Annotated in this window: 16 protein-coding genes; 9 read left to right on the top strand and 7 right to left on the bottom strand. The window is 71.4% G+C overall.

Translation table 11 applies throughout. The features are described 5' to 3' along the window. Positions 1 to 248 precede the first annotated feature (248 nt). Complete coding sequence (locus tag ACTMSW_RS25785) at positions 249 to 5,315, top strand: NAD-glutamate dehydrogenase (RefSeq protein ID WP_441183262.1); 5,067 nt, start codon at positions 249 to 251, stop codon at positions 5,313 to 5,315. Between the two features lie 79 nt (positions 5,316 to 5,394). Here the strand turns inward: ACTMSW_RS25785 and ACTMSW_RS25780 are convergent, their stop codons facing one another. Then, positions 5,395 to 6,078 (bottom strand): class F sortase, encoded by a 684-nt coding sequence (locus tag ACTMSW_RS25780; RefSeq protein WP_441183289.1) that lies wholly within the window; start codon positions 6,076 to 6,078, stop codon positions 5,395 to 5,397. 1 nt (position 6,079) lies between these two features. Further along, the gene (locus ACTMSW_RS25775) at positions 6,080 to 7,675 is read right to left on the bottom strand and encodes a hypothetical protein (protein ID WP_441183261.1); all 1,596 of its coding nucleotides are present in this window, start codon (positions 7,673 to 7,675) and stop codon (positions 6,080 to 6,082) included. Between the two features lie 521 nt (positions 7,676 to 8,196). Between ACTMSW_RS25775 and ACTMSW_RS25770 the strand changes: the two genes are divergently transcribed. After that, positions 8,197 to 9,972, top strand: a complete 1,776-nt coding sequence (locus tag ACTMSW_RS25770; RefSeq protein ID WP_441183260.1) for a glycoside hydrolase family 6 protein — start codon at positions 8,197 to 8,199, stop codon at positions 9,970 to 9,972. Positions 9,973 to 10,083: 111 nt separating this feature from the next. On the opposite strand, the gene ACTMSW_RS25765 is transcribed toward ACTMSW_RS25770, so the two are convergent. From ACTMSW_RS25765 to ACTMSW_RS25745, 5 genes are all read right to left on the bottom strand, one after another. Continuing rightward, the gene (locus tag ACTMSW_RS25765; protein WP_441183259.1) at positions 10,084 to 10,467 is read right to left on the bottom strand and encodes a hypothetical protein; all 384 of its coding nucleotides are present in this window, start codon (positions 10,465 to 10,467) and stop codon (positions 10,084 to 10,086) included. A gap of 92 nt (positions 10,468 to 10,559) precedes the next feature. Next, entirely contained in the window at positions 10,560 to 10,862 is a 303-nt protein-coding gene (locus ACTMSW_RS25760) for a hypothetical protein (protein WP_441183258.1), read from the bottom strand. 19 nt (positions 10,863 to 10,881) lie between these two features. Then, positions 10,882 to 12,540, bottom strand: coding sequence for a sodium:solute symporter family protein (locus ACTMSW_RS25755; protein ID WP_441183257.1), 1,659 nt, complete (start codon positions 12,538 to 12,540; stop codon positions 10,882 to 10,884). Between the two features lie 175 nt (positions 12,541 to 12,715). After that, the gene (locus tag ACTMSW_RS25750; protein WP_441183256.1) at positions 12,716 to 13,762 is read right to left on the bottom strand and encodes a hypothetical protein; all 1,047 of its coding nucleotides are present in this window, start codon (positions 13,760 to 13,762) and stop codon (positions 12,716 to 12,718) included. Between the two features lie 9 nt (positions 13,763 to 13,771). After that, positions 13,772 to 14,365 carry a hypothetical protein gene (locus ACTMSW_RS25745; protein ID WP_441183255.1) on the bottom strand — a complete coding sequence of 198 codons (594 nt, stop codon included), beginning with the start codon at positions 14,363 to 14,365 and terminating at the stop codon, positions 13,772 to 13,774. A 256-nt stretch (positions 14,366 to 14,621) separates the two neighbouring features. On the opposite strand from ACTMSW_RS25745, the gene ACTMSW_RS25740 reads away from it, so the two are divergent. The 7 genes from ACTMSW_RS25740 (at position 14,622) to ACTMSW_RS25710 (ending at position 23,173) form a co-directional block, all read left to right on the top strand. Continuing rightward, positions 14,622 to 17,060, top strand: a complete 2,439-nt coding sequence (locus ACTMSW_RS25740; RefSeq protein WP_441183254.1) for a nitrate- and nitrite sensing domain-containing protein — start codon at positions 14,622 to 14,624, stop codon at positions 17,058 to 17,060. Further along, positions 17,060 to 17,482: a roadblock/LC7 domain-containing protein gene (locus ACTMSW_RS25735; protein WP_441183253.1), complete on the top strand. Its 423-nt coding sequence runs from the start codon at positions 17,060 to 17,062 to the stop codon at positions 17,480 to 17,482. Before ACTMSW_RS25740 ends, ACTMSW_RS25735 begins: the two co-directional genes overlap by 1 nt. Continuing rightward, entirely contained in the window at positions 17,472 to 17,858 is a 387-nt protein-coding gene (locus ACTMSW_RS25730; protein WP_441183252.1) for a DUF742 domain-containing protein, read from the top strand. The genes ACTMSW_RS25735 and ACTMSW_RS25730 overlap by 11 nt, the downstream gene beginning before the upstream one ends. After that, positions 17,839 to 18,435: a GTP-binding protein gene (locus tag ACTMSW_RS25725; RefSeq protein WP_441183251.1), complete on the top strand. Its 597-nt coding sequence runs from the start codon at positions 17,839 to 17,841 to the stop codon at positions 18,433 to 18,435. Before ACTMSW_RS25730 ends, ACTMSW_RS25725 begins: the two co-directional genes overlap by 20 nt. Positions 18,436 to 18,546: 111 nt before the next feature. Continuing rightward, complete coding sequence (locus tag ACTMSW_RS25720) at positions 18,547 to 19,584, top strand: lactonase family protein (RefSeq protein ID WP_441183250.1); 1,038 nt, start codon at positions 18,547 to 18,549, stop codon at positions 19,582 to 19,584. Between the two features lie 137 nt (positions 19,585 to 19,721). Continuing rightward, positions 19,722 to 21,473, top strand: coding sequence for a substrate-binding domain-containing protein (locus tag ACTMSW_RS25715; RefSeq protein ID WP_441183249.1), 1,752 nt, complete (start codon positions 19,722 to 19,724; stop codon positions 21,471 to 21,473). A 215-nt stretch (positions 21,474 to 21,688) separates the two neighbouring features. After that, positions 21,689 to 23,173, top strand: a complete 1,485-nt coding sequence (locus ACTMSW_RS25710) for a sugar transferase (protein WP_441183248.1) — start codon at positions 21,689 to 21,691, stop codon at positions 23,171 to 23,173. The last annotated feature ends 4 nt before the right edge of the window (positions 23,174 to 23,177 follow it).

Raw genomic sequence — 23,177 nt, 5'->3', positions numbered from 1 at the left:
GACCGCCGGAGGCGACGCCCCGTGCGTGCGACCTGGGGTGACGGGCAAGACGCAGGGCGTGCCGGGGTGATGAACAACACCATGCGGGGTACTCCTGGACCGGCCAACCTCGTACCCGCAACGGGTGAAGGGACAGAGTCCGGATCCGGACGTCCGCACTGTGGTCCGCCGACGAAGGGGCACATCGGCAGGGCCTAGGCTGGCGGCAGAGTGACCCACAACGCGGTGGGTCGAGGGGAGTGGCACCGATGGACCGGCGTCCGGCTATCAAACCGGGACCCGACCTCCGGCAGGTTGACACCGGCCGGGACGACAGCTTCGATTCGGCAACCGACGGAGACGGCTACGACCGTCTCGACACAGGAGTGACCGGGATGACCGGTTCGAGTATCGACACCATCTACGACATGGGTCTGCCAGCAGAGGCGCTGACGGACGACGTGGAGGACTCGGAACTCGACGAACCGGTACCCAACGCGGAGCGCCTGGTGGCCCAGGCGGTCGCGCTCGCCGGCGACGATCACGACGTGGCGACGCTGGTCGGCCGCTTCTGGCGGTTCGCACCGGACGAGGAGCTGATCGGCTTCACCGCCGAGGAGATGCTCGACGCGGCCCGTGCCCATCGGGACCTGGCCCAGCAGCGGGTACCGGGGGAGCTGAAGTTGCGCATCCACGAACCGGATGCCGACCAGCACCACACGGTGATCGAGATCGTCACCGACGACATGCCCTTCCTGGTCGACTCGGTGACCGCCCTGCTCAACTCGCACCACCTCGACGTGCACCTGCTGGTGCACCCGCTGGTCGTGGTGCGACGGGAGCCGCTGGGCCGGCTGACCGAGGTCTCCGCCGACGTGGAGCCCGACGACGCGATAGCCGGTGACCTGGTCGAGAGCTGGATGCGGATCGAGATCGACCCGGTCCGGGACCCGGCGGAGCGGGACAAACTGCGGCGGGAGCTCCAGCGGGTGCTCACCGACGTCCGGGAGGCGGTCGAGGACTGGCCGAAGATGCGCCAGCGCGCGCTCGCCCTCGCCGACGAGCTGGCCACCGCCCGCACCAGCGACAACCGCCCGCCGGTGCCGGAGAAGGACATCACCGACTCGGTCGAGCTGCTGCGCTGGCTGGCCCACGACCACTTCACCTTCCTCGGCTACCGGGAGTACAAGCTGGTCGACGCGCCCGCCGAGGACGGCGAGGGCCGCGGCAAGGCCCTGGAGGCGGTGCTCGGCACCGGGCTCGGCATCCTGCGGTCGGACTCCACGGACGCCCGTGCCCTGTCGTCGATGACGTCGGAGGCGCACGAGAAGGTCACCGAGAAGCGCCTGCTGATCATCACCAAGGCGAATTCGCGGGCCACCGTGCACCGTTCGGCCTACCTGGACTACATCGGCTTCAAGATCTTCAACGAGGCCGGCGAGGTGGTCGGCGAGCGGCGCTTCCTGGGCCTGTTCTCCACCGCCGCGTACCGGACCAGCGTGCAGGAGCTGCCGGTGGTCCGGCGGAAGGTCGCCGAGGTGCTGGACCGGTCCGGCCTGAGCCTGCGCAGCCACTCCGGCAAGGACCTGCTCCAGATCCTGGAGACCTACCCGCGCGACGAGCTGTTCCAGATCAAGACCGAGGACCTCTACCACGCGGTGATCGGCGTGCTGCGCATGGCCGGCCGTCGCCAGCTGCGGGTCTTCCTGCGCCGGGACGCGTACGGGCGGTTCATCTCGTGCCTGATCTACCTGCCCCGGGACCGGTTCACCACCCAGAACCGGCTCCGCATGCAGGACATCCTGCTCCGTGAGCTGAACGGTGTCGGGGTCGACTACACCACCCGGGTCACCGAGTCGATGCTCGCCCGGGTGCACTTCATCGTCCGGACCGACCCGACCAAGCCGCCGGGCCACATCGACGCCGACCTGCTGGCCGAGGAGCTGGCCGACGCCACCCGGCTGTGGGACGACGACTACCGGCTGGTGCTGGAGCGCAAGCTCGGCGACGAGCAGGCCAAGCACCTGTTCAGCCGGTACGCCGACGCCTTCCCGGAGGGCTACAAGGACGGGCACACCCCGTACGAGGCGATGAAGGACCTGGCGAAGCTCGAGCTGCTGGAGGAGCCGGGCCAGCTGGAGATGCACCTGTTCCGCAAGCAGCTCGCGCCGCGCACCGGTGGCGGCGGCCGTGTCCACGACGAGTCGATGGACGTGCGGTTCAAGGTCTACCGCTACGGGGAGCCGATGATGCTCTCCGCGGTGCTGCCGGTGCTGCACTCGCTCGGCGTCGGGGTGGTCGACGAGCACCCGTACGAGGTGGACCGCGTCGACGGCCGGGTCTACCTGTACGACTTCGGCCTGCACCTGCCCGAGGGGCACCAGGACCTGGCCGAGGTGCGCCCGCACGTGGAGAACGCCTTCGCGGCGGCGTGGCGCAGCGAGGCCGAGGTGGACGGCTTCAACGAACTGGTGCTGCGCGGTGGCCTCACCTGGCGCCAGGTCGTCGTCCTGCGGGCGTACGCGAAGTACCTGCGGCAGGCCGGCACGGTCTTCTCGCAGGAGTACATGGAGGCGACGTTCATCGCGTACCCGCGCATCGCGGCGCTGCTGGTGGACCTCTTCGAGGTGCGTTTCGCGCCCGGCGCGACGGACCCCGAGCAGCGGCAGCAGCGCAGCGCCGACCTGGTGGCCGAGATCCGGGCCGCGCTCGACGACGTGGCCAGCCTGGACCAGGACCGGATCCTGCGGTCGTACCTGACGCTGATGCAGGCCACCCTGCGGACGAGCTTCTACCAGAAGCGCCCCGACGGGCGGCCCAAGTCGTACGTCGCCTTCAAGCTGGATCCGCAGGCGATCCCCGACCTGCCGGCGCCCCGGCCGAAGTTCGAGGTCTTCGTGTACTCGCCCCGGTTCGAGGGTGTGCACCTGCGGTTCGGGCCGGTGGCCCGGGGCGGGTTGCGCTGGTCCGACCGGCGGGAGGACTTCCGCACCGAGGTGCTCGGCCTGGTCAAGGCGCAGATGGTCAAGAACGCCGTGATCGTGCCGGTCGGCGCCAAGGGCGGCTTCGTGCTCAAGCAGAAGCCGGGCGACCGGGACGAGGCGGTCGCCTGTTACCAGGAGTTCGTCTCGGCGCTGCTCGACGTCACGGACAACATCGCCAGTGGCGAGATCGTGCCGCCGGAGGACGTGGTCCGGCACGACAGCGACGACCCGTACATGGTGGTCGCGGCGGACAAGGGCACCGCGACCTTCTCCGACATCGCCAACGAGATCTCCACCGCCCACAACTTCTGGCTCGGCGACGCGTTCGCCTCGGGCGGTTCGGCCGGCTACGACCACAAGAAGATGGGCATCACCGCCCGTGGGGCGTGGGAGTCGGTCAAGCGGCACTTCCGGGAGCTGGGCCACGACACCCAGAGCCAGGACTTCACGGTGACCGGCGTCGGTGACATGTCCGGTGACGTGTTCGGCAACGGCATGCTGCTGTCGGAGCACATCCGGCTGGTGGCCGCGTTCGACCACCGGCACATCTTCCTGGACCCGGATCCGGACGCCGCCACCTCGTACGCGGAGCGGAAGCGACTGTTCGACCTGCCCCGGTCGTCCTGGGAGGACTACAACGCGGAGCTGATCTCGGCCGGTGGCGGGGTGTACCCGCGTACCGCCAAGTCGGTGCCGATCACGCCGGAGGTCCGCGCGGTGCTCGGCCTCGACGACGACGTCACCCAGCTCTCGCCGCAGGAGTTGATGAAGGCGATCCTGACGGCGCCGGTCGACCTGTTCTGGAACGGCGGCATCGGCACCTACGTGAAGGCGTCCAGCCAGACCAACGCGGAGGTGGGCGACAAGTCCAACGACGCGATCCGGGTCAACGGCAAGGACCTGCGCTGCCGGGTGGTCGGCGAGGGCGGCAACCTGGGCTGCACGCAGCTCGGCCGGATCGAGTACGCCCTGACCGGCGGTCGGATCTACACCGACTTCATCGACAACGCCGCCGGGGTGGACTGCTCCGACCACGAGGTCAACATCAAGATCCTGCTGAACACGGCGGTCGCCGACGGCGAGCTGACCGTGCCCGAGCGGGACGAGCTGCTCGCGCAGATGACCGACGAGGTCGCCGACCTGGTGCTGCGGGACAACTACGACCAGGCGCGGGCGATCAACAACGCGCAGGCGCAGGCCGCCTCGCTGCTGCCGGTGCACCGGCGGATGATCACCGACCTGGAGCGCTCCGGCGCGCTGGACCGGACGCTGGAGGCGCTGCCGCCGGACGAGGAGCTGGCGGTCCGGACCGAGTCGGGTCTGACCGCGCCGGAGTTCGCGGTGCTGCTCGCGTACGTCAAGATCGTCCTGGAGCGGGACATCCTCGCCGAGGGGCTGGCTGACGAGGCGTGGACCAACGACGTCCTGGTGAACTACTTCCCGACCCCGATGCGGGAGCGGTTCGCCGACCGGATGTCGCGGCATCGCCTGCGCCGGGAGATCGTGACGACGGTCCTGGTGAACGAGGCCATCAACCGGGGCGGCATCTCGTCCGTCTTCCGGGTGGTGGAGGAGACGGCGGCCTCGGCCGCGGACGTGATCCGCGCGTACGTGGTGGTCCGCGAGGTGTTCGGGCTGCGCGAGTTGTGGGACGCGGTGGAGGCGCTGGACAACAAGGTCGCCCCCGAGCTCCAGACCAACGTCTACCTGGACACCCGTCGGCTGCTCGACCGGGCGGTGCGGTGGTTGGTGACCAACCGTCGTTCGCCGATCGACGTGCCGGCGGAGATCCGGCGGCTGCGGGACGGCGTGGCCCAGCTCCTGCCGGGTCTGGAGACGCTGTTCTACGGCAGCGAGCGGGAGGCCATCGCGGCGCACATGGAGTCGATGGCGGCCAAGGGGCTGCCACGGGACCTGGCCGAGCAGGCGGTCCGGCTGATGTACAGCTTCGGCCTGCTCGACGTGGTGGAGACCGCGACCAGCAGCGGCCGGAACGTCAGCGAGGTGGCCTCGGTCTACTTCGTGCTCTCCGACCGGTTCCGGGTCGACTCGCTGCTGTCGAAGATCTCCCTGCTGCCGCGCGAGGATCGCTGGCAGACGCTGGCCCGGATGGCGCTGCGCTACGACCTGTACGCCGCGCTGGCCGCGCTCACCGCCGAGGTGCTCGACTCGACTCCGGACAGCCTGCCGCCGCACGAGCGGGTGCAGCAGTGGGAGCAGTCCAACGCCACCTCGATCCACCGCGCCCACCGGGCGATGGGGGAGTTCGACGAGTCGCGGGCGGACCTCGCCGCCCTGTCCGTGCTGCTGCGGCAGATCCGTACCCTGGTGCGGACCTCCGCGGCCGCCTGACCGCACGTGTGACGCGGCCCGGCTGGTCGGATCGTCCGACCGGCCGGGCCGCTCCGCGTCGCCGGGGGCACCCCGGGCGTCATCCCGCCAGCGTGGCGAAGACGACCACGTTGTCCGGGTAGCTGCCGGCGGTCGAGTCGAAGACCCCGCCGCAGGTGACGACCCGCAGCCCGGGACGCTCGTTCGGGCCGTAGACCAGCTCGGTCGGGAAGGCGTCCTTCGGGTACGACTTCACCGCGTCGACGGTGAAGGTGACCTGCCGGCCGTCAGCGCGGGTGACGGTGACGGCGTCACCGGGCTGCGTCGCGCCGAGCGAGAAGAAGACCGCCGGACCCAACTTGGCGGAGTCGACGTGGCCGACGATCACCGCGTTGCCGACCTCGCCCGGGCTGACGCCCTTCGAGTACCAGCCGGCGAGCTGGGCCTGCTCCAGTGGGGGAACCTCGACGGTGCCGTCCGGCTTGGTGCCCAGTGACATGACCGAGGCGTCCACCCGGATCCTGGGAATGGTGATCTTCGTGGGGACGGACGGGGGGAGGCCGGTCGCGGCCGGCATGGGGTTGGCGGTGCCCGGGGCGACGGTCGCCGCTCCGGTCACGTCCGGCCCGGCCTGGGCGAGCGGTTGCGGAGGTCGGGGAGCGGGCGCGGTCTTCATCGAGGCGCCGATCATTCCGGCGCCCACCATCGCGAGGAGGACGACGACGGCCGCGCCGGCGGCGCGCCACGGTCTCCCGTGACGGCCGCCGGCCCGTGTCGTCGCCAACTCAGACGAAGGACTCATCGGTCCGACGCCGGCGCATCAGCACGATGCCGCCCAGGGCGGCCGCGCCGATCAGGCTCGCCCCACCGGCGGCCAGGCCCCGGTCGGTGCCGGCACCGACGCCGCCGTCACCACCGTCGACCCCGCCCTTCGGCAGCACGACCAGCTCGCCCTCGCCGCACGAGCCCTTGAGCTTGTAGCGGCCCGGCTCGGCGTCCTTGTCGACCTTGGCCTCGCCGTAGTAGACGTAGTCCCGCTTGTGCTCCCAGCGGTCCTTGTCCTTGCCGTAGCGCTCGTCGCCCCGACCCTCGCGGTCGTACTCGTCGTGGCCCTTGTCGCCCCGACCCTCGCGGTCGTAGTCGGAGCCGTAGCCGTTGTGGTCCTTGTTGTCGCGACCCTCGTGGCCGTAGTCGGAGCCGTAGCCGTTGTGGTCCTTGTTGTCGCGACCCTCGTGGCCGTAGTCGGAGCCGTAGCCGTTGTGGTCCTTGTTGTCGCGACCCTCGTGGCCGTAGTCGGAGCCGTAGCCGTTGTGGTCCTTGTTGTCGCGACCCTCGTGGCCGTAGTCGGAGCCGTAGCCGTTGTGGTCCTTGTTGTCGCGACCCTCGTGGCCGTAGTCGGAGCCGTAGCCGTTGTGGTCCTTGTTGTCGCGACCCTCGTGGCCGTAGTCGGAGCCGTAGCCGTTGTGGTCCTTGTTGTCGCGGTCCTCGCGGTCGTAGTCGGAGCCGTAGCCGTTGTGGTCCTTGTTGTCGCGGTCCTCGCGGTCGTAGTCGGAGCCGTAGCCGTTGTGGTCCTTGTTGTCGCGGTCCTCGCGGTCGTAGTCGGAGCCGTAGCCGTTGTGGTCCTTGTTGTCGCGGTCCTCGCGGTCGTAGTCGGAGCCGTAGCCGTTGTGGTCCTTGTTGTCGCGGTCCTCGCGGTCGTAGTCGGAGCCGTAGCCGTTGTGGTCCTTGTTGTCGCGGTCCTCGCGGTCGTAGTCGGAGCCGTAGCCGTTGTGGTCCTTGTTGTCGCGACCCTGGCCGCGGTCCTCGCGGTCGTACCCGTTGTGGCCGTTGCGGTCGTAGTCCTCGTGGCCCTTCCCGCCGCGGCCCTCGCCCTCCTGACCGTGCTCGTAGCCCTTGTAGTCACGCGAATCCCCGGCGGCGTCGCCACCGCCCTGGCCGTTCGCCGGCTGACCGGGCCGCGTGGAGGAGGAGCTCGGCTTCGGCGACCCGGGCTTGTCCTTGCCGTCCTCGCCCTTGTCGTCGCGGCCCTTGTCGTCCCGGCCCTTGTCGTCCTTGTGGTCGTCGCGGCCCTTCCAGTCGTCCTTGCCGTGGTCGCGGTCGCCGCGGTCGCCGCCGCGCTCCCCCCGGTCGTGGGCCGGCTTGAGCTTGACCTTGCCGGTCACCTTCGACCAGACGTACGCGTGCTCCTGCGGCTTCTCGCAGATTTCGAGGAGCTTGACCTCGTCCCCGGCCTTGACGACGTGCGGCTTGGCGTAGACCTTGCCGTCTTCGTCGTGGTGACGGTCGCCGTCCGCGAACGCGATCCCCGGCGTGAACACGAGCAGGGAAGCGCCACCGAGGGCAGCACCCGCAACGACTTTCCCGAGCATCTTGTTTGCCATGACCTGCGTCACTCCATCCCTGTTGTCCTGAGCTCGGCGACAACCGAGCTACGACCGACGTTAGACCGTTTCACGACTTATGAAGGGAAAGATTCGTGTTTTGACCTGGGACGGAGCAACGCGGCTTAGGGCCGCTACACCCCCTTCGCGGTAGTTCTCGACCCCCCGGTGTCCGCCCGCGCCCTTGCGGCCGTACCGCGCCCGCCCGGTCCGGTAGCGCATTATGGGCAGGCATCGAGGCATTGCCATGGAAGCGCTCCCATGCAACAATCGGCGCACGCGGTAACCGGAGCCACACCGCGCAGGGCAGGGACGTCGAGGGCACCGGTCACACCGGACGACCTCCCGCCGACGACCGGCCCCTCGTGAGCCGGTCGGCACCACCACCCACCACCGCCCGTCCGGGTCGGGCAACCGGAAGACATTCCCGTCGGCGCCGGCGGTCGTCCGCACAGGACGCCCATCGGGCCGTTCCGCCGGGCCGAACCTCGCGCCCGGACTCGCCCAAGGAGATCAGTGGCATGAATGTGTGGAGAAGGCTGTCCGGCCCCCGCCGGGCCCTCGCGCTGACCGGCGCGGGCGCCCTGGTCGCGGGCGGACTGGTGACCCTGCCGGTCACCGTCGCGCACGCGGCGACCCAGTGCGACGTGTCGTACACGACCAACGACTGGCCGGGCGGATTCACCGCCACCGTGAACATCAAGAACATCGGCGACGCCCTGAACGGCTGGACTCTGGGCTTCACCTTCCCCGACGCCGGCCAGAAGGTGCAGCAGGGCTGGTCGGCCCGCTGGTCGCAGTCGGGCCAGAACGTCACCGCGCAGAACGAGTCGTGGAACGGCGCGGTGGCCAGCGGTGCCACCATCAGCCTCGGGTTCAACGGCGCCTGGAGTGGCAGCAACCCGAAGCCGACCTCGTTCACCCTCAACGGGGTGACCTGCAACGGGGGCACCACGCCGACGACCCCGCCGCCCACCACGCCGCCGCCGACGACGCCTCCGCCCACCACCCCGCCGCCCACGACGCCTCCGCCCAACGGCCAGAAGGTGGACAACCCCTACGTGGGTGCCAAGGGTTACGTGAACCCGGAGTGGAAGGCCAAGGCCGAGTCGGTCGCCGGTGGCAACCGGGTGTCGAACAACCCGACCGCCGTCTGGCTGGACCGGATCGCCGCGATCAACGGCACCCCGGACAGCAGCTCCAACGGCGCGTTCGGCGTGCGCGACCACCTGAACGAGGCGCTGAAGCAGGGTGCCGGCTACATCCAGTTCGTGATCTACAACCTGCCCGGCCGGGACTGCGCCGCACTCGCCTCCAACGGTGAGCTGGGCCCGAACGACCTGCCCCGGTACAAGGCCGAGTACATCGACCCGATCGCGGCCATCCAGGCCGACCCGAAGTACGCGAGCCTGCGGATCATCAACATCATCGAGATCGACTCACTGCCGAACCTGGTGACCAACACCTCCGGCAACCCGGGTGGCACGGTCATGTGCGACACGGTCAAGGCCAACGGCGCGTACGTCAACGGTGTCGGCTACGCCCTGGCGAAGCTCGGCGCGATCGGCAACGTCTACAACTACATCGACGCCGCGCACCACGGCTGGATCGGCTGGGACAGCAACTTCGGCCCGACCGCCGACCAGCTCAAGGCCGCCGCCGTCGCGTCCGGCAGCACCGTGAACAACGTGCACGGCTTCATCGTCAACACCGCCAACTACTCGGCTCTCAAGGAGCCGTACATCAAGATCACCGACACGGTGAACGGCCAGACCGTCCGCCAGTCCAAGTGGATCGACTGGAACCAGTACGTCGACGAGCTGTCGTTCGCCCAGGCGTTCCGCAACAAGCTGGTCTCCGTCGGCTTCAACAGCAACATCGGCATGCTGATCGACACCTCCCGCAACGGCTGGGGCGGCACCGCCCGGCCCACCGGCCCGGGCGCGACGACCAGCGTGGACACCTACGTCAACGGTGGTCGGGTCGACCGCCGGATCCACGCCGGCAACTGGTGCAACCAGGCCGGGGCCGGCCTGGGCGAGCGCCCGAAGGCCGCGCCGGAGCCGGGCATCGACGCGTACGTCTGGGTGAAGCCCCCGGGTGAGTCGGACGGCTCCAGCACCGCCATCCCGAACAACGAGGGCAAGGGCTTCGACCGGATGTGCGACCCGACGTACACCGGTAACGCCCGTAACGGCAACAGCATGACCGGTGCCCTGCCGAACGCGCCGATCTCCGGCGCGTGGTTCCCGGCGCAGTTCGCCCAGCTGATGCAGAACGCGTACCCGGCGCTCTGAGCGCCGGCACGCCCACCCGCCGCTGGCAGTAGGTGAGGCGCTTCCAGCGGCAGGTTCCCCGGGCCCCTGGTCCGACCGCTCCGGTGGTCGTACCAGGGGCCCCCTGCCGGTCTAGGGCACCGTGCGCTCGATGGCCGCCTGGCCCATCTCGGCCAGGTCGCGGCGGGCACGCTCCAGGTTGTGCGGTGTCATGTCCTGGCCACGGGCCTTCACCAGGTCCTCCGCCTCCCAGGGCTGCTCCGCCCCGGTACGGATGTTGTCCCCGCCGGCCCCGGTGCCGGTGCCCGTCGCGCCGGTACCGGCGGCGTACGGGTCACCGAGGATGTCGTCGGTCGGCGCGTCCCGGTCCGGTCGGGCGCCCGGCTCGGTGAACGACGGGTTGTCCCGGTCGGTGCCGCCACCGGTCATCAGCTGGGGTACGCCCGTGTCGTCCTCCACCGCCGCGGCCACCTCGGGGCTCTCCTCCAGCGGTCGGTTCCGGTCACGATCCGTCATGGCGCCGCCCTCCTGTCCGCACGCGGGTTCGCTGTGCTTCTCACGTACCCCCTGCGGACACCGCCATGCGCGCCCGACGACCGGCCGGCCGCTCAGCTCTCGTCGGTGTTCGTCTCCGGCGGCTCGGCCGGGAACCGCCACTGCCACAGCAGCATCACCGTGCCGAACAGCAGCATCCCCAGACCCACCCAGAGATTGATCCGGACCCCCTGGGCCTTCTCGATCGCGGCGTCGGAGTCGAACAGGCCGACCAGGGTCACGATCACCCCGTAGACGGCGAACAGGCCACCGATGACCCGCCGGATGTCGAACTGACGGGCGGCGGACGTGCGGCGGCGGGCCTCCTCGGTCGCCGTCACCATCTTGTCGTGGCCGCTCGGATTCAGGTTGTCCATGGCGCGGGAGCACCCTTTCCTAGAAGACCGGCAGGTAGAGAAGCGCGGCGATCACCACGGCGATCACGCCGAGCAGGACCGGGGAGCGGTACCAGACGGCGTCGCCGGTGAGGACGTCCGCCTTCACGTCCACGCCGCCCATGCCGTACACCAGGCCGCGCAGGTCCTCGTCCCGCTTGGGCCGGGTCAGCGGGGTGACGATCGCGGCCACCACGGCGACCGTGACGAACGCGATGCCGGCGCCCCAGAAGCTCTCCTCCAGGTCGGAGTTGAAGGCGATCACGCCGGCCTTGTAGAGCAGGTACGTCGCCACCGCCGCGAGCGTGCCCATGAGCAGCGACAGGAAGCCCGCCGCCGCGGTCATCCGCTTCCAGAACATGCCGATGATGAACGTGGCGAACAACGGCGCGTTGAAGAGGGAGAACAGCGCCTGGATGTAGTTCATGATGTTGCTGAACCCGGCGGCGATGAAGGCCGTGCCGATGCCGGCGACCACGCCGCCGACGGTGGCCCAGCGCCCGATCCGGATGTAGTGCTCGTCGGACCGGTCCTTCCGGACGTACTGCTGCCAGATGTCGTAGGTGAACACGGTGTTGAAGCCGGAGACGTTCGCCGCCATGCCGGCCATGAAGGAGGCGACCAGGCCGGTCACCGCGACCCCCAGCACACCGTTGGGCAGCAGGTCCCGCATCAGCAGCGGGATGGCGTTGTTGTACTGGAGGTCCCCGCTGTCCGCGCCGAGCCCCTGCACCGTCACCAGGGCCACCAGGCCGGGGATCACCGTGACCACCGGGATGAGCAGCTTCGGGTACGCGGCGATGATCGGCGTACGCCGGGCGGCGCTCATGTTCTTCGCCGACAGCGCCCGCTGCACCTCGGCGAAGTTGGTGGTCCAGTAGCCGAAGGACAGGACGAAGCCCAGACCGAACACGATGCCGATCCAGTGGGCGCCGAGCGGATTCGCCGTGGTGCCTGTGTCCTGCCAGGTGTGCAGACCCGCCTCGCCGAGCTTCGAGTCGCGTACCGCGTCCATGAGGCCGGACAACCCACCGACCTTGACCAGCCCGAGGATGGTGATCGGCAGGAGGCCGGCGATGATGACGAAGAACTGGAGCACCTCGTTGTAGATCGCCCCGGAGAGGCCACCCACGGTGATGTACGCGAGCACGATCAGCGCGCCGATCCCGACGGCCACCCACAGCGGCCAGCCGAGCAGCGCCTGCATGATGAGGGCCAGCGCGTAGAGGTTCACCCCCGCGATGAGCACCTGCGCGACGGCGAAGCTGATCGCGTTGAGCAGATGCGTGGGGCGGTTGAACCGCAGCCGCAGGTACTCCGGCACGCTGCGGACCTTCGAGCCGTAGTAGAAGGGCATCATCACGATGCCGAGGAAGACCATCGCCGGCACGGCACCGATCCAGTAGTAGTGCAGGGTCATCGCCCCGTACTGGGCGCCGTTGGCGGCCATGCCGATGATCTCCAGCGCCCCCAGGTTGGCCGAGACGAAGGCGAGACCGGTCACCCAGGCCGGCAGCGACCGCCCGGAGAGGAAGAAGTCGACGCTCGTCCGGATCGCGCGCCGGGCGGCGAACCCGACGCCCAGCACCGTGACGAAGTACAGCGCCAGGAGGCTGTAGTCCAGCACGTTCATGTTGAGCCGGAGGCCCCCGCCGTCCATCCCGTCCACCCTTCGTCCGCGCCCCGCCACCCGGCGAACGTCCCTGTCACCGGCGCGCACAATTACCCCGACTGCGAAGGTTCACGCCCGGGACGGAGCGGACATTCTGGGCGGTCAGGCCCCGGACGCGACGGTGGCCCGACGGGGTACACCGTCGGGGCACCGTGTGTGCGGCTCAGCGGCCGAGGACGCGGTCCAGGAAGTCGCGGTAGTGGCGGACCGCCATCCGAAGCTGCTCGGTGTCGGCCGAGCCCTCGTCCTGCCACGTACCCAGCTTGGACTTCTGTGCCGACAGGGCCGAGGCGAGCGCCTGGATGGCCTCGTCGACCAGCGACTGTGCCTCGCCGGCCGCCGCCCGCGGGTCGTCCACGAACCGCAGCTGGACGTCCCGCCACCGGTCCCGGAATCCCTGGGCCGTCCCCGGGTCGAACAGCGTGGCCGGCTCGGCCGCGACGGCGGAACCGGCGGGCCGGGCGGTGCCGGCGGACGCGAGCGCGCCGGCACCGGCCGCGCCCGCCGCGCCGGCCAGCGCCGGGTCGGCGTCCGGGGAGGCCGAGTCCGGGTCGACCATGGCAGGAGTGGCGCTGCCGTAGCCGGCGGCGCCCGACCGGGCGGCGTCCGGGTCACCGGCCCACGAGGTCAGGTCGCCGCGTCGCTCGGGACGCCCCTCCGTGGCGTCCGCCGGCAGCGTGATCGCCTCAGCCGTGTCGTTCCGCCGGTCCTCGCGCCCGTCCCGGTCGACGTCGTCGACGTAACCGCCGCGGTCGGCCTCCTGGGTCCGGTGGTGGAACTCGGCCGTCGGGTCGGCCCGCCGCCCCTCCCGGTCGCCGTCCACGGCACCGTCGCCCGGGCGGGCGGTCGCCTCCAGTCGTGGGTCCGGCTCGTCCTGCGGGCGGGGCGCGGCCAGCGCGGACGCGGCCACCGCGCCGCCGACCGTGGTGGCGCCGAAGGCGGTCGGCACCGGACCCGGCTCGTGGAACTCGGGACGCCCGTCGTCGTCCTGATCGGCCCGTACGTCGTGGGCACGGGTCCGGTCCAGGTCCGCGTCGTCCCGTCCGTCCCGTTCGCCCGCGACCGCCGGGTCGTCGAAGGTGCCCCGGTCGTCGAGCGCGTCCTCGGGGACCTCGGTGCGGGCGGCCCGGTCGCCGGGCGGCGGCACCGGGACCGGCGCGGAGCGTACGGCCTCGGGGTGCTCGTTGGTGACCTGCTCGTCCTCGCGCATCGCAACTCCTCAGCGGCTCGTGGCGTCGTGGGACGTGTCCGGGTGGCGCTGCTCCGGCGGCCGGTGGCCCACCGGCTCCTCGCCGAGCAGGTCGGCGAAGAGGGCGCGGTAGTGCACGACCGCCTGGCGCAGTTCCTCGGTGCTCGCCTCTCCCCGGGAGTTGCGCAGGTGGATCTCGTGGGCGTCCCGGTAGTGCGTCAGCGTCCGGGCGTGCTCCACGGAGAGGTGGGCGATCTGGTCGGAGAAGTCGCCGGTCGGGTAGCCACATTCGGCGATGAGCCGGGTGACCAGTGCGTCCGCGTCACCCACGGTCTCGGCCGGCGAGTCGATGAATCGGACCTGAAGTTCCTCCCAGGCGGCGGCGTACCGGGCCCGGGCCTCGGGGCTGAGCGGGGTGAGTGCGAGCTCGGCGTGCCGGCGTTCCCGGTCCCGAAGCTCCCGCTCGGCGGCGGACCGGTTGTCCTGTTCGGCGACGACGCGGTCGTACTCCGGGCCGAACCGGGACCGCAGTGCCCGGCGGCGCGCGTACGCCCGGCCCGCCACCACGAGCGCCGCGATCACCAGTACGACGAGAACTATGACGATTACCTGCGTGGGCGACATGGCTCCTCCTTCGCCCCCGGTATTCCCTCCCTCGACTGATCGCCAATCCCGATCCGGGCGACTTTCCTGTCGGACGGGTAAACCTCGTGGCGCCGCAGCGACCCCGACGACCGGGGCGCACCGTGACTTCGGGTGGCTCCGCCCGGGCATCGTGGAGCGACGGACGGTAGTGCAAACGGGCACCGATTACGTATCCTGCCCAAGGCGTCCACCGGTGACGGCGCCCCCGCAGCCACACCTTCCGGGCGAGGTCTGATTGAACACCCGCGACTGGCCGATCCGCTCCAAGCTGACCGCGCTGGTCGTCGTCCCGGTGACCGCGCTGCTCGCGCTCTGGATCTTCGCGACCACGCTGACCTTCGGCCCGGCCCTCGACCTGCTCGCCGCCCGCACCCTCCTGTACGACCTCGGCCGTCCCGGCGAGACCGTGGTGGCCGAGCTGCAGCGGGAACGGCGCCTGTCGGTGATCCAGCTCTCCGGCACGGCCGAACTGCCCGACCTCGTCGAGCAGCGGCAGCGGACCGACCGGGCGGTCACCGAGCTGCGGCGCAAGATCGCGGGCGACGACCTGCGGGACGCCGCCGGCGACCTCCTCGACACCCGGCTCGACCAGCTCGTGGTGGCGCTGGACGCGTTGCCCGCCGGCCGGGAGTTCATCGACCGGCGGCAGATGGACCGGGCCGGCGCGGTCGGCCTCTACAGCGGGATGATCACCGGCGCCTTCCAGGCGTTCGCGGCGATGGCGGCCGTGCCCGACGGGGAGCTCAACCGGCAGGCGCTGGCGCTCACCGGGCTCGGCCGATCCCGTGAGCTGCTCGGGCAGGTCGACGCGCTGCTGGCCGGCGCGTTCGCCTCCGGCCGCTTCGCCGAGGGCGAGCACACCCAGGTCGTCCAGGCCGCCGCCAACCACCGCTACCTCGCCGAGGCCGCGGTCGTCGACCTGCCGCCGGCGGAGCGGGCGGCATACCAGCGGCTGACCGAGCAGGAGCCCTTCGGGCGGCTGCGGACCATGCTGGACAGCGTGGTCGCCGCCCCCGGACGGTCCCGGCCCCCAGTCGCCGCCGAAACCTGGGCGGCCAGCTACGACCGGGTCCAGCAGGCGATGCGCGAGTTCGAGTTGGACCAGGCCGACGGGCTGGCCGAACGGTCGGTACCGACGGCCGTGCGCATCCTCGGGCGGCTCGTCGTCGCCGGACTGCTGGGCCTGACCGCCGTCGTGGTCTCGGTCGTCGTCGCACTGCGGGTCGGTCGCTCCCTCGCGCGCCGGCTCACCGAGGTACGCACGGTCGCGTTGGAGACGGCCGACCACCGGTTGCCCGACGTGGTGGCCCGGCTGCGCCGCGGGGAGGAGGTCGACGTCGCTCGCGAGGCACCGCCGCTGGAGTACGGCGCGGACGAGATCGGCCAGGTGGGACGCGCCTTCACCGAGGTGCAGCGTACGGCCGTACAGGCGGCGGTCGACGAGGTCACGCTGCGGCGCGGGCTCAACCAGGTCTTCCTCAACATCGCCCGGCGCAGCCAGGGGCTGGTGCACCGGCAGCTCGCCCTGCTGGACCGGATGGAGCGCCGCACCGAGGACCCGGACGAGCTGGCCGAGCTGTTCCGCGTCGACCATCTCGCCACCCGGCTGCGGCGGCACGCCGAGGACCTGGTGATCCTGGCCGGTGCCGCACCGGGTCGCGGGTGGCGGCAGCCGGTGGCGGTGCTCGACCTGATCCGCGGCGCGATCGGCGAGGTGGAGTCGTACGACCGGGTGGACATCGCCACGGTGGCGCCGGCCGGGACGTCCGGGCGGGCCGTCGGTGACGTGATGCACCTGCTCGCCGAACTGATCGAGAACGCGACCGCCTTCTCACCGCCGGACACCCGGGTGGAGGTCTCCGGGCACCACGTCGCCAACGGATACGTGGTGGAGGTCAGCGACCGCGGCCTGGGCATGTCGCCGGCCGCACTGGAGGACGCCAACCGGCGGCTGGCCCGGTCCCCGGAGTTCGACCCGTCCGAGACGGCCCGGCTCGGCCTGTTCGTGGTGGCGCGGCTCGCCGCCCGGCACGGGGTCCGGGTGCGGCTGCGCCCCTCGGCCACCTCCGGACTGACCGCGGTGGTGCTCATCCCCTCCGACCTGGTCACCGACGAGCCGGCGTTCCCCGTCGACCAGGACGCGGGGACGGCCGCCACCGCGGCCCGGAGGAGGACGGTGCCGCGGCCACGTACCGCCCGGCCTCAGGAGCCGGCGCCGGCGGCCCCGGTCACCGTCGCGTCGGAGGCGGCGGTCCCCGCCGACCCCGCACCGGCCGAGGTGACCGGCGAGGTCGACGGTCTGCCCCGACGGGTACGGCGGGCCGCACCCGGCAGCCGCCCCGTCCGTCCCGCCGCCGGGGCGCCCGGTCCCGGCGTGCCGTCGACGCTGTCCCCGACCGTCGCCCCGGCGGTCGACGCCACCCCGGAGGCCGCCCTGCCGGCCGGACGTCCGCCGGCCGACGGCACTTCGGCGCCGGTGCCCGTGATCGACGGGCCGACGGTGCGGCAGTCGGTCGTCGAGACGGCCACTCCACGTTCCCCGGACGAGGCGCGGCGCGTCATGGCCGCGTTGCAGGCCGGCACCGCGCGCGGTCGGTCGGCCGCCGGTCGCGCTCCCGCCGCCGAGTCCGGCACCCGGACCGAAACCCCCACCACGACCGAGAGGGACGCCTGATGCGGCATCCGACGAAGCAGAGCGGCGACCTGGACTGGTTGCTCGACGAGTTGGTGGAACGGGTGCCGCCCGCGCGGCAGGCGGTCGTGCTGTCCGCGGACGGGCTGCTGCTCGGCGCGTCCGCCGGCCAGGACCGGTCCGACGCGGAGCACCTGTGCGCCCTGGCCTCCGGTTTCGCGAGCCTGGCGCGCGGCGCCAGCCGGCACGTCGTGGGCGGTCCGGTACGCCAGACCGTGGTGGAGATGGAGTCGGCGTACCTCTTTGTCACCGCCGCCGGCCAGGGCAGCTGTCTGGCGGTGGTGAGCGAGGCCGACGCGGACATCGGCCTGGTGGCGTACGAGATGGCGATGCTGGTGACCCGGGTGGGGGAGAACCTGACGGTCCCGGCCCGGTCGACGGCGGGGGGCGCCGATGCGGGGTGAGTCGCCCGGGACGCCGCACCAGTGGCTGGACGACGACGCCGGCCCGGTCGTGCGTCCCTACACGCTCACCGGCGGCCGGGTCCGGTCCTCGCACCGCTTCGACCTGGTCGCGTACGTGCTCGCCGAGCCGGACGCCGACCCGACCGGTCACCCGGACCTCCAGCCGGAGCACCGGCGGCTGGTGGCACTGGCCGCCCGGCCCGTCCCGGTGGCCGAACTGGCCTCCGACCTCGACCTCGCGCTGGGTGTGGTCCGCGTGCTCCTGGGCGACCTGCTGTCCCGGGGGCTGATCACGGTGCACCAGCCGCCGGCCGCTACGAACCTGCCCGACAACGACATCCTCAAGGCGGTGGTCGATGGACTCCGTGCGCTCTGACGGGCCCGACAGGCGGATCCCGCTCGCGCTGAAGATCCTGATCGCCGGTGGCTTCGGCGCCGGGAAGACGACGCTGGTCAGCGCGCTGAGCGAGGTCCGGCCGTTGCAGACCGAGGAGGTGTTGACCGGCGCCGGTATCGGCACCGACGACACCTCCGGTGTGGAGACGAAGTCGACCACCACGGTGGCGATGGACTTCGGGCGGATCACGATCAACGAGGACCTGCAGGTCTATCTCTTCGGCACACCGGGGCAGGACCGTTTCTGGTTCCTCTGGGACGAGCTGGCCTTCGGGGCGCTCGGCGCGGTGGTGCTGGCGGACACCCGGCGACTGGCCGACTGCTTCCCGTCGATCGACTACTTCGAGGAGCGGGGGATCCCGTTCGTGGTCGGCGTGAACTGTTTCGACGGTTCCCGTCGGTTCAGCCTGGAGACCGTACGCCAGGCGCTGGACCTCGACCCCGACGTGCCGCTGGTCCTCTGCGACGCCCGGGAGCGGCAGTCCGGCAAGGGGGTGCTGATCGCGCTGGTCGAGCATGTGGCCCGACAGCGCGGCGAGCCGGTACCCGCGGTCTGACCCGCTGGGTCGGCCCACCGCCGGAAAAGCCGCGGTTTTCCGTGTGCGGGACCGGCGGATCGGGAAGCCTCTGGTTGGATCGACGGAGGAGTTCGGCGGAGGGCGGGTCCGGTGACAGGTCAGGGTGCGATCGTCCACATCGGCGGCTACACGGCGCACGGCGGGGGGCGGGGCACGGGCATCGTCGCGGCGCGCCGGGATCCGGATTCCGGTGCGCTGACGCCCCTGGGCACCGTCGCGACCACCCCGTCGCCGTCGTTCCTCGTCCGGCACCCCCGCCTGCCCGTGCTGTACGCGGTCAACGAGCTGCCCACGGGGGAGGTCAGTGCCTTCCGGGTGGGTGCGGACGGCGACCTCGACCTGCTCGGCGTCCGGCTGACCGGCGGTGCCGCGCCGTGTCACCTGGCGGTCGCGCCGGGCGGTGGGCACCTGTTCGTGGCGAACTACGGCGACGGCAGCGTGACGGTGCTTCCGCTCGACGAGCGGGGGGTGCCGGGTGAGCGCAGTGACCTGGTGCGGCACGAGGGGCACGGCCCCGACCCCGAGCGCCAGGAGCACGCGCACGCCCACATGGTGACCCCGGCCCCCGGGCGCGGGCCGCTGCTCGCGGTCGACCTGGGCACCGACTCCATCTACCGGTACGACCTCGACGCCGGCTCCGGCCGTCTCGTTCCCCGGGGGCCACGGGTGCGGACGGCGGCCGGGACGGGCCCCCGGCACCTCGCCCGGCACCCCGACGGTCGTCGCTGCTGGCTGGTGGGAGAGCTGGACGGTTCGGTCGGCGCGTACGAGCTGACCGACGACGGCGCGCTGCACGAGCGCGGGCGTGTGGAGGCGAGCGGGCGGACCGGGCACGTCCAACCGTCGGAGATCGCGGTCGGCCCGGACGGTCGTTTCCTGTACGTGGCGAACCGTGGCGTCGGCACGGTGTCGGTCTTCGCGGTCGAGGGCACCCTGCCCGAACTGGTGGCTGAAGTGGAGACGGGCGGGGAGTGGCCACGGCACTTCGCGCTGGTCGGATCCCACCTGTACGTGGCGGACGAGCGGGCCGACATGGTCCGGGTCTTCCAGGTCGATCCGGCGACCGGTGTGCCGACCGCCGTCGGGGAACCGGTCCCCGTGCCGAGCCCGACCTGTGTACGTCCGTGAATCCTTTGCGCGTTTCGCCACGTCTTGCGCCCGACTGGCTACCCACAGTGACGAAACGGCGATCAACTGTTTCTCCTGCGTAACTTTCGTCCGAACGGTTGTGGCAGTTGTGGCGATGGGTCCGCAAGATGGTCAGCGTGTCAGCAGGCCGCCATCGCATGCGTTCCAACGTCCACGCCGCCGGAGCTGCCGCAGCGGTCGGCGTACTCGCCGTCACCGCCGGCGGCTACTTCGGCTACCAGCAGCTGGCGCAGTCCGACTGCTCCGGGAAGATCGACCTCGCCGTCGCGGTGGCGACCGAGCTCGCCCCGGCCGTCGACGCCGCCGCCACCCAGTGGGAGCAGGACGGAGCCGCGGTCGGTGGGACCTGCATCGACGTGACGGTCTCCGCCTCCGAGCCGGTCGAGGTGGCGGCCACCGTCGCCGCCAAGCACGGCGCGACCCTCGCCGGTGTGGGGCAGGCCAGCGGCACGGCGGTCAGCCCGGACGTGTGGGTACCCGACTCCTCCACCTGGCTGCTGCGGCTGAAGACCGGCGGCGCGACCGCCTTCGATCCGGGTAACGGGTCGTCCATCGCGCGCAGCCCGGTGGTCGTGGCGATGCCGCAGCCGATCGCCACCCAGTTGGGCTGGCCGGAGAAGAAGCTGAGCTGGGTGAACCTGGTCCAGCGGGTCAACAGCAGCAAGCCGTTGAAGACCGGCATCGTCGATCCCACCCGGGACGCGGCCGGCCTCTCCGGGCTGCTCTCGCTGACCACGGCCGCCAGCGCCGGCAAGGACGCGCAGAAGGAAACGGTCGGGGCGCTGCGGGCACTGGCCACCGGCCGGTCGAACCTGCGGCAGGACCTGGTGGCGAAGTTCCCGACCGCCGAGGACCCGACCACGATCGCCCGTTCCCTCGGCGCGGCTGCCCTCTCCGAAGAGGACGTGATCGCGTACAACAACAAGAAGCCGCCGGTACCGCTCGCGGCGCTCTACCTGGAGCCGGCGTCCATCCCGCTGGACTACCCGTACGCGGTGCTGCCCGGCATCGAGCCGGCGAAGGCCTCCGCCGCCCGGGTGCTGTTCGAGGTACTGACCACGCCGGCCTTCCGTAACCGGCTGGCGGCGCAGTCGCTGCGCGCGCCGGACGGCAACTGGGGCGAGGGCTTCACCGCGCCGCCCGGCGCGCCGAGCCCGGCCGGTGGAACGGCGAACCCCCCGTCGAACGGCGGCGGGGCGGCCGGTGACCTGGATCCGGGCGCGATCGAGCGAGCCGTGTCCAGTTGGTCCATCGCCACCCAGTCCGGCCGGATGCTCTGCATCATCGACGTCTCCGGCTCGATGAAGGCGAAGGTGCCGACCGCCAACAACGCCACCCGTCAGCAGGTCACCGTCGCGGCGGCCCAGCGCGGCCTGAACCTGTTCGACGACTCCTGGCAGATCGGCCTCTGGACGTTCTCCACCAAGCTCGACGGCAACAAGGACTTCCGGGAGCTGGTCGACATCGGGCCGCTGTCCGGCCAGCGGGGCCAGCTGGAGCAGGCGTTGGCCGGGATCAAGTCGTCCGACGGAGACACCGGGCTCTACGACACGGTGCTCGAGGCGTACAAGAGGGTCCAGGAGAACTGGGACCCGGGTCAGGTCAACTCGATCGTGCTGTTCACCGACGGCAAGAACGACGACGACAACGGCATCAGCCAGGCGCAGCTGGTGGCCCAGCTGGAGGCCATCAAGGATCCGGAGCGTCCGGTGCAGGTCGTCCTCATCGGCATCGGCAGCGACGTCAGCAAGGCGGAGCTGAAGGCGATCACCGACGTCACCGGTGGCGGCCCGTTCGTCACCGAGGACCCGAACAGCATCGGCGCGATCTTCCTGAAGGCGATCGCGCTGCGGAAGTCCGGTAACTGAGTCCGGAGCGAAGTGGCGAGCCCGCCGTGGGGGTGCGATCCTACGGCGGGCTCGATCCGAGCAGTCCTCGGATTTTGCAAACTGACGGCAATACGTCGGAAGCAATCGATACGCATAGTTGTCGATGCAGTATGTGGTACCGCTCTGGCACGGCCGCTCACCTGTGAGCCCGGCCGGTGGACCGGGGCGGTCCGCGATCTATGTGGGGAGGTCCGGTGACGTCGTCGACGCTGTTGACCCCCACCAGGAGGTCGGGTCCCGGTGACCCGCCGCCCGGTCGGCTGTCCCGCTCCGACGAGCGGACCTACGTCCGGTCGCTGGTGGTGCTGGACACCGCCGTGCTGGTCCTCGCCGTGCTCGTCGGTTACCTTGCCCGCTTCGGCCGCAACGGCGATCCGAGTGGCTCCGACATCCCGTACGTCATCGTGGCGCCCGGCCTGGTGCTGGCGTGGCTGATCTCGCTCAAGGCGCTGCGCTGCTACGACGACCAGGTGCTCGGCTACGGCGCCGACGAGTACCGGCGGGTCTCCGCGGCCAGCCTGCGTCTGGCCGGTGGCATCGCGATCGCCGGCTACATCGCCGACGTGGGCGTCTCCCGGGGCTTCCTGGCCATCTCCTTCGCGGTCGGCACGGTCGGCCTGGAGGTGGCACGGTTCGCGGCCCGCAAGCGGCTGCACCGGGCCCGGTCCCGGGGTGCCGGCTGGTCGCGCAAGGTGCTGGTGGTCGGCGACACCGCGCACGTGCTGGAACTGGTGCACACGCTGCGCCGTGAGCCGTACGCCGGCTACCAGGTCGTCGGTGCCTGCATCCCGGACGCGCTGCTCGCGCCGGTGCCGCAGCGGCTGGGCGACGTGCCGGTGGTCGGTTCGTTCCGGGGGATCCCGGAGGCCGCCACCGCCATCGGGGCGGACACGGTGGCGGTCACCGCCTCCGGTGAGCTGACCGCCACCCGGCTGCGCCGGCTCGGCTGGCAGCTGGAGGGCACCGGGGTCGACCTCGTGGTGGCTCCGGCGCTGACCGACGTGGCGGGCCCCCGCATCCACACCCGTCCGGTCGCCGGCCTGCCCCTGATCCACGTGGAGGCGCCGGAATTCCGGGGCGCCCGCAAGCTGGTCAAGGGCTTCGTCGACCGGGCCGCCTCCTCGCTGGCGCTGGCCCTGCTGGCGCCGCTGCTACTGGTGATCGCGCTGGCCATCAAGGTCGACAGCCGGGGACCGGTGCTGTTCCGGCAGACCCGCGTCGGGCAGGGCGGCCGGGAGTTCGGCGTCTGGAAGTTCCGCACCATGGTGGTCAACGCCGACGCGCTGCTGGCCGAGTTGTCCGCCCGCAACGAGACCGACGGCCTCATGTTCAAGATGCGCGACGACCCCCGGGTCACCCGGGTGGGCCGGCTGCTGCGGAAGTGGTCGCTGGACGAGCTGCCGCAGTTGGTCAACGTGGTGTGCGGGCAGATGAGTCTGGTCGGCCCGCGACCGCCGCTGCCGTCCGAGGTCGCCCGCTACGACGGCGACGTCGCCCGCCGGCTGCTGGTCAAGCCCGGCATGACCGGGCTCTGGCAGGTCAGCGGTCGGTCGGATCTGAGCTGGGAGGACGGCATCCGGCTGGACCTCTACTACGTGGAGAACTGGTCCCTCGCCGCGGACCTCACGATCCTGTGGAAGACCTTCGGCGCGGTGGTGAACAGCCGCGGGGCGTACTGACCGC

Source organism: Micromonospora sp. BQ11 (assembly GCF_052068135.1).
In the GTDB taxonomy this organism is placed as follows: Bacteria; Actinomycetota; Actinomycetes; order Mycobacteriales; family Micromonosporaceae; genus Micromonospora.
The sequence above is the reverse complement of the archived record's forward strand: the minus strand, read 5'-3'. Positions and strand labels throughout refer to the sequence as shown.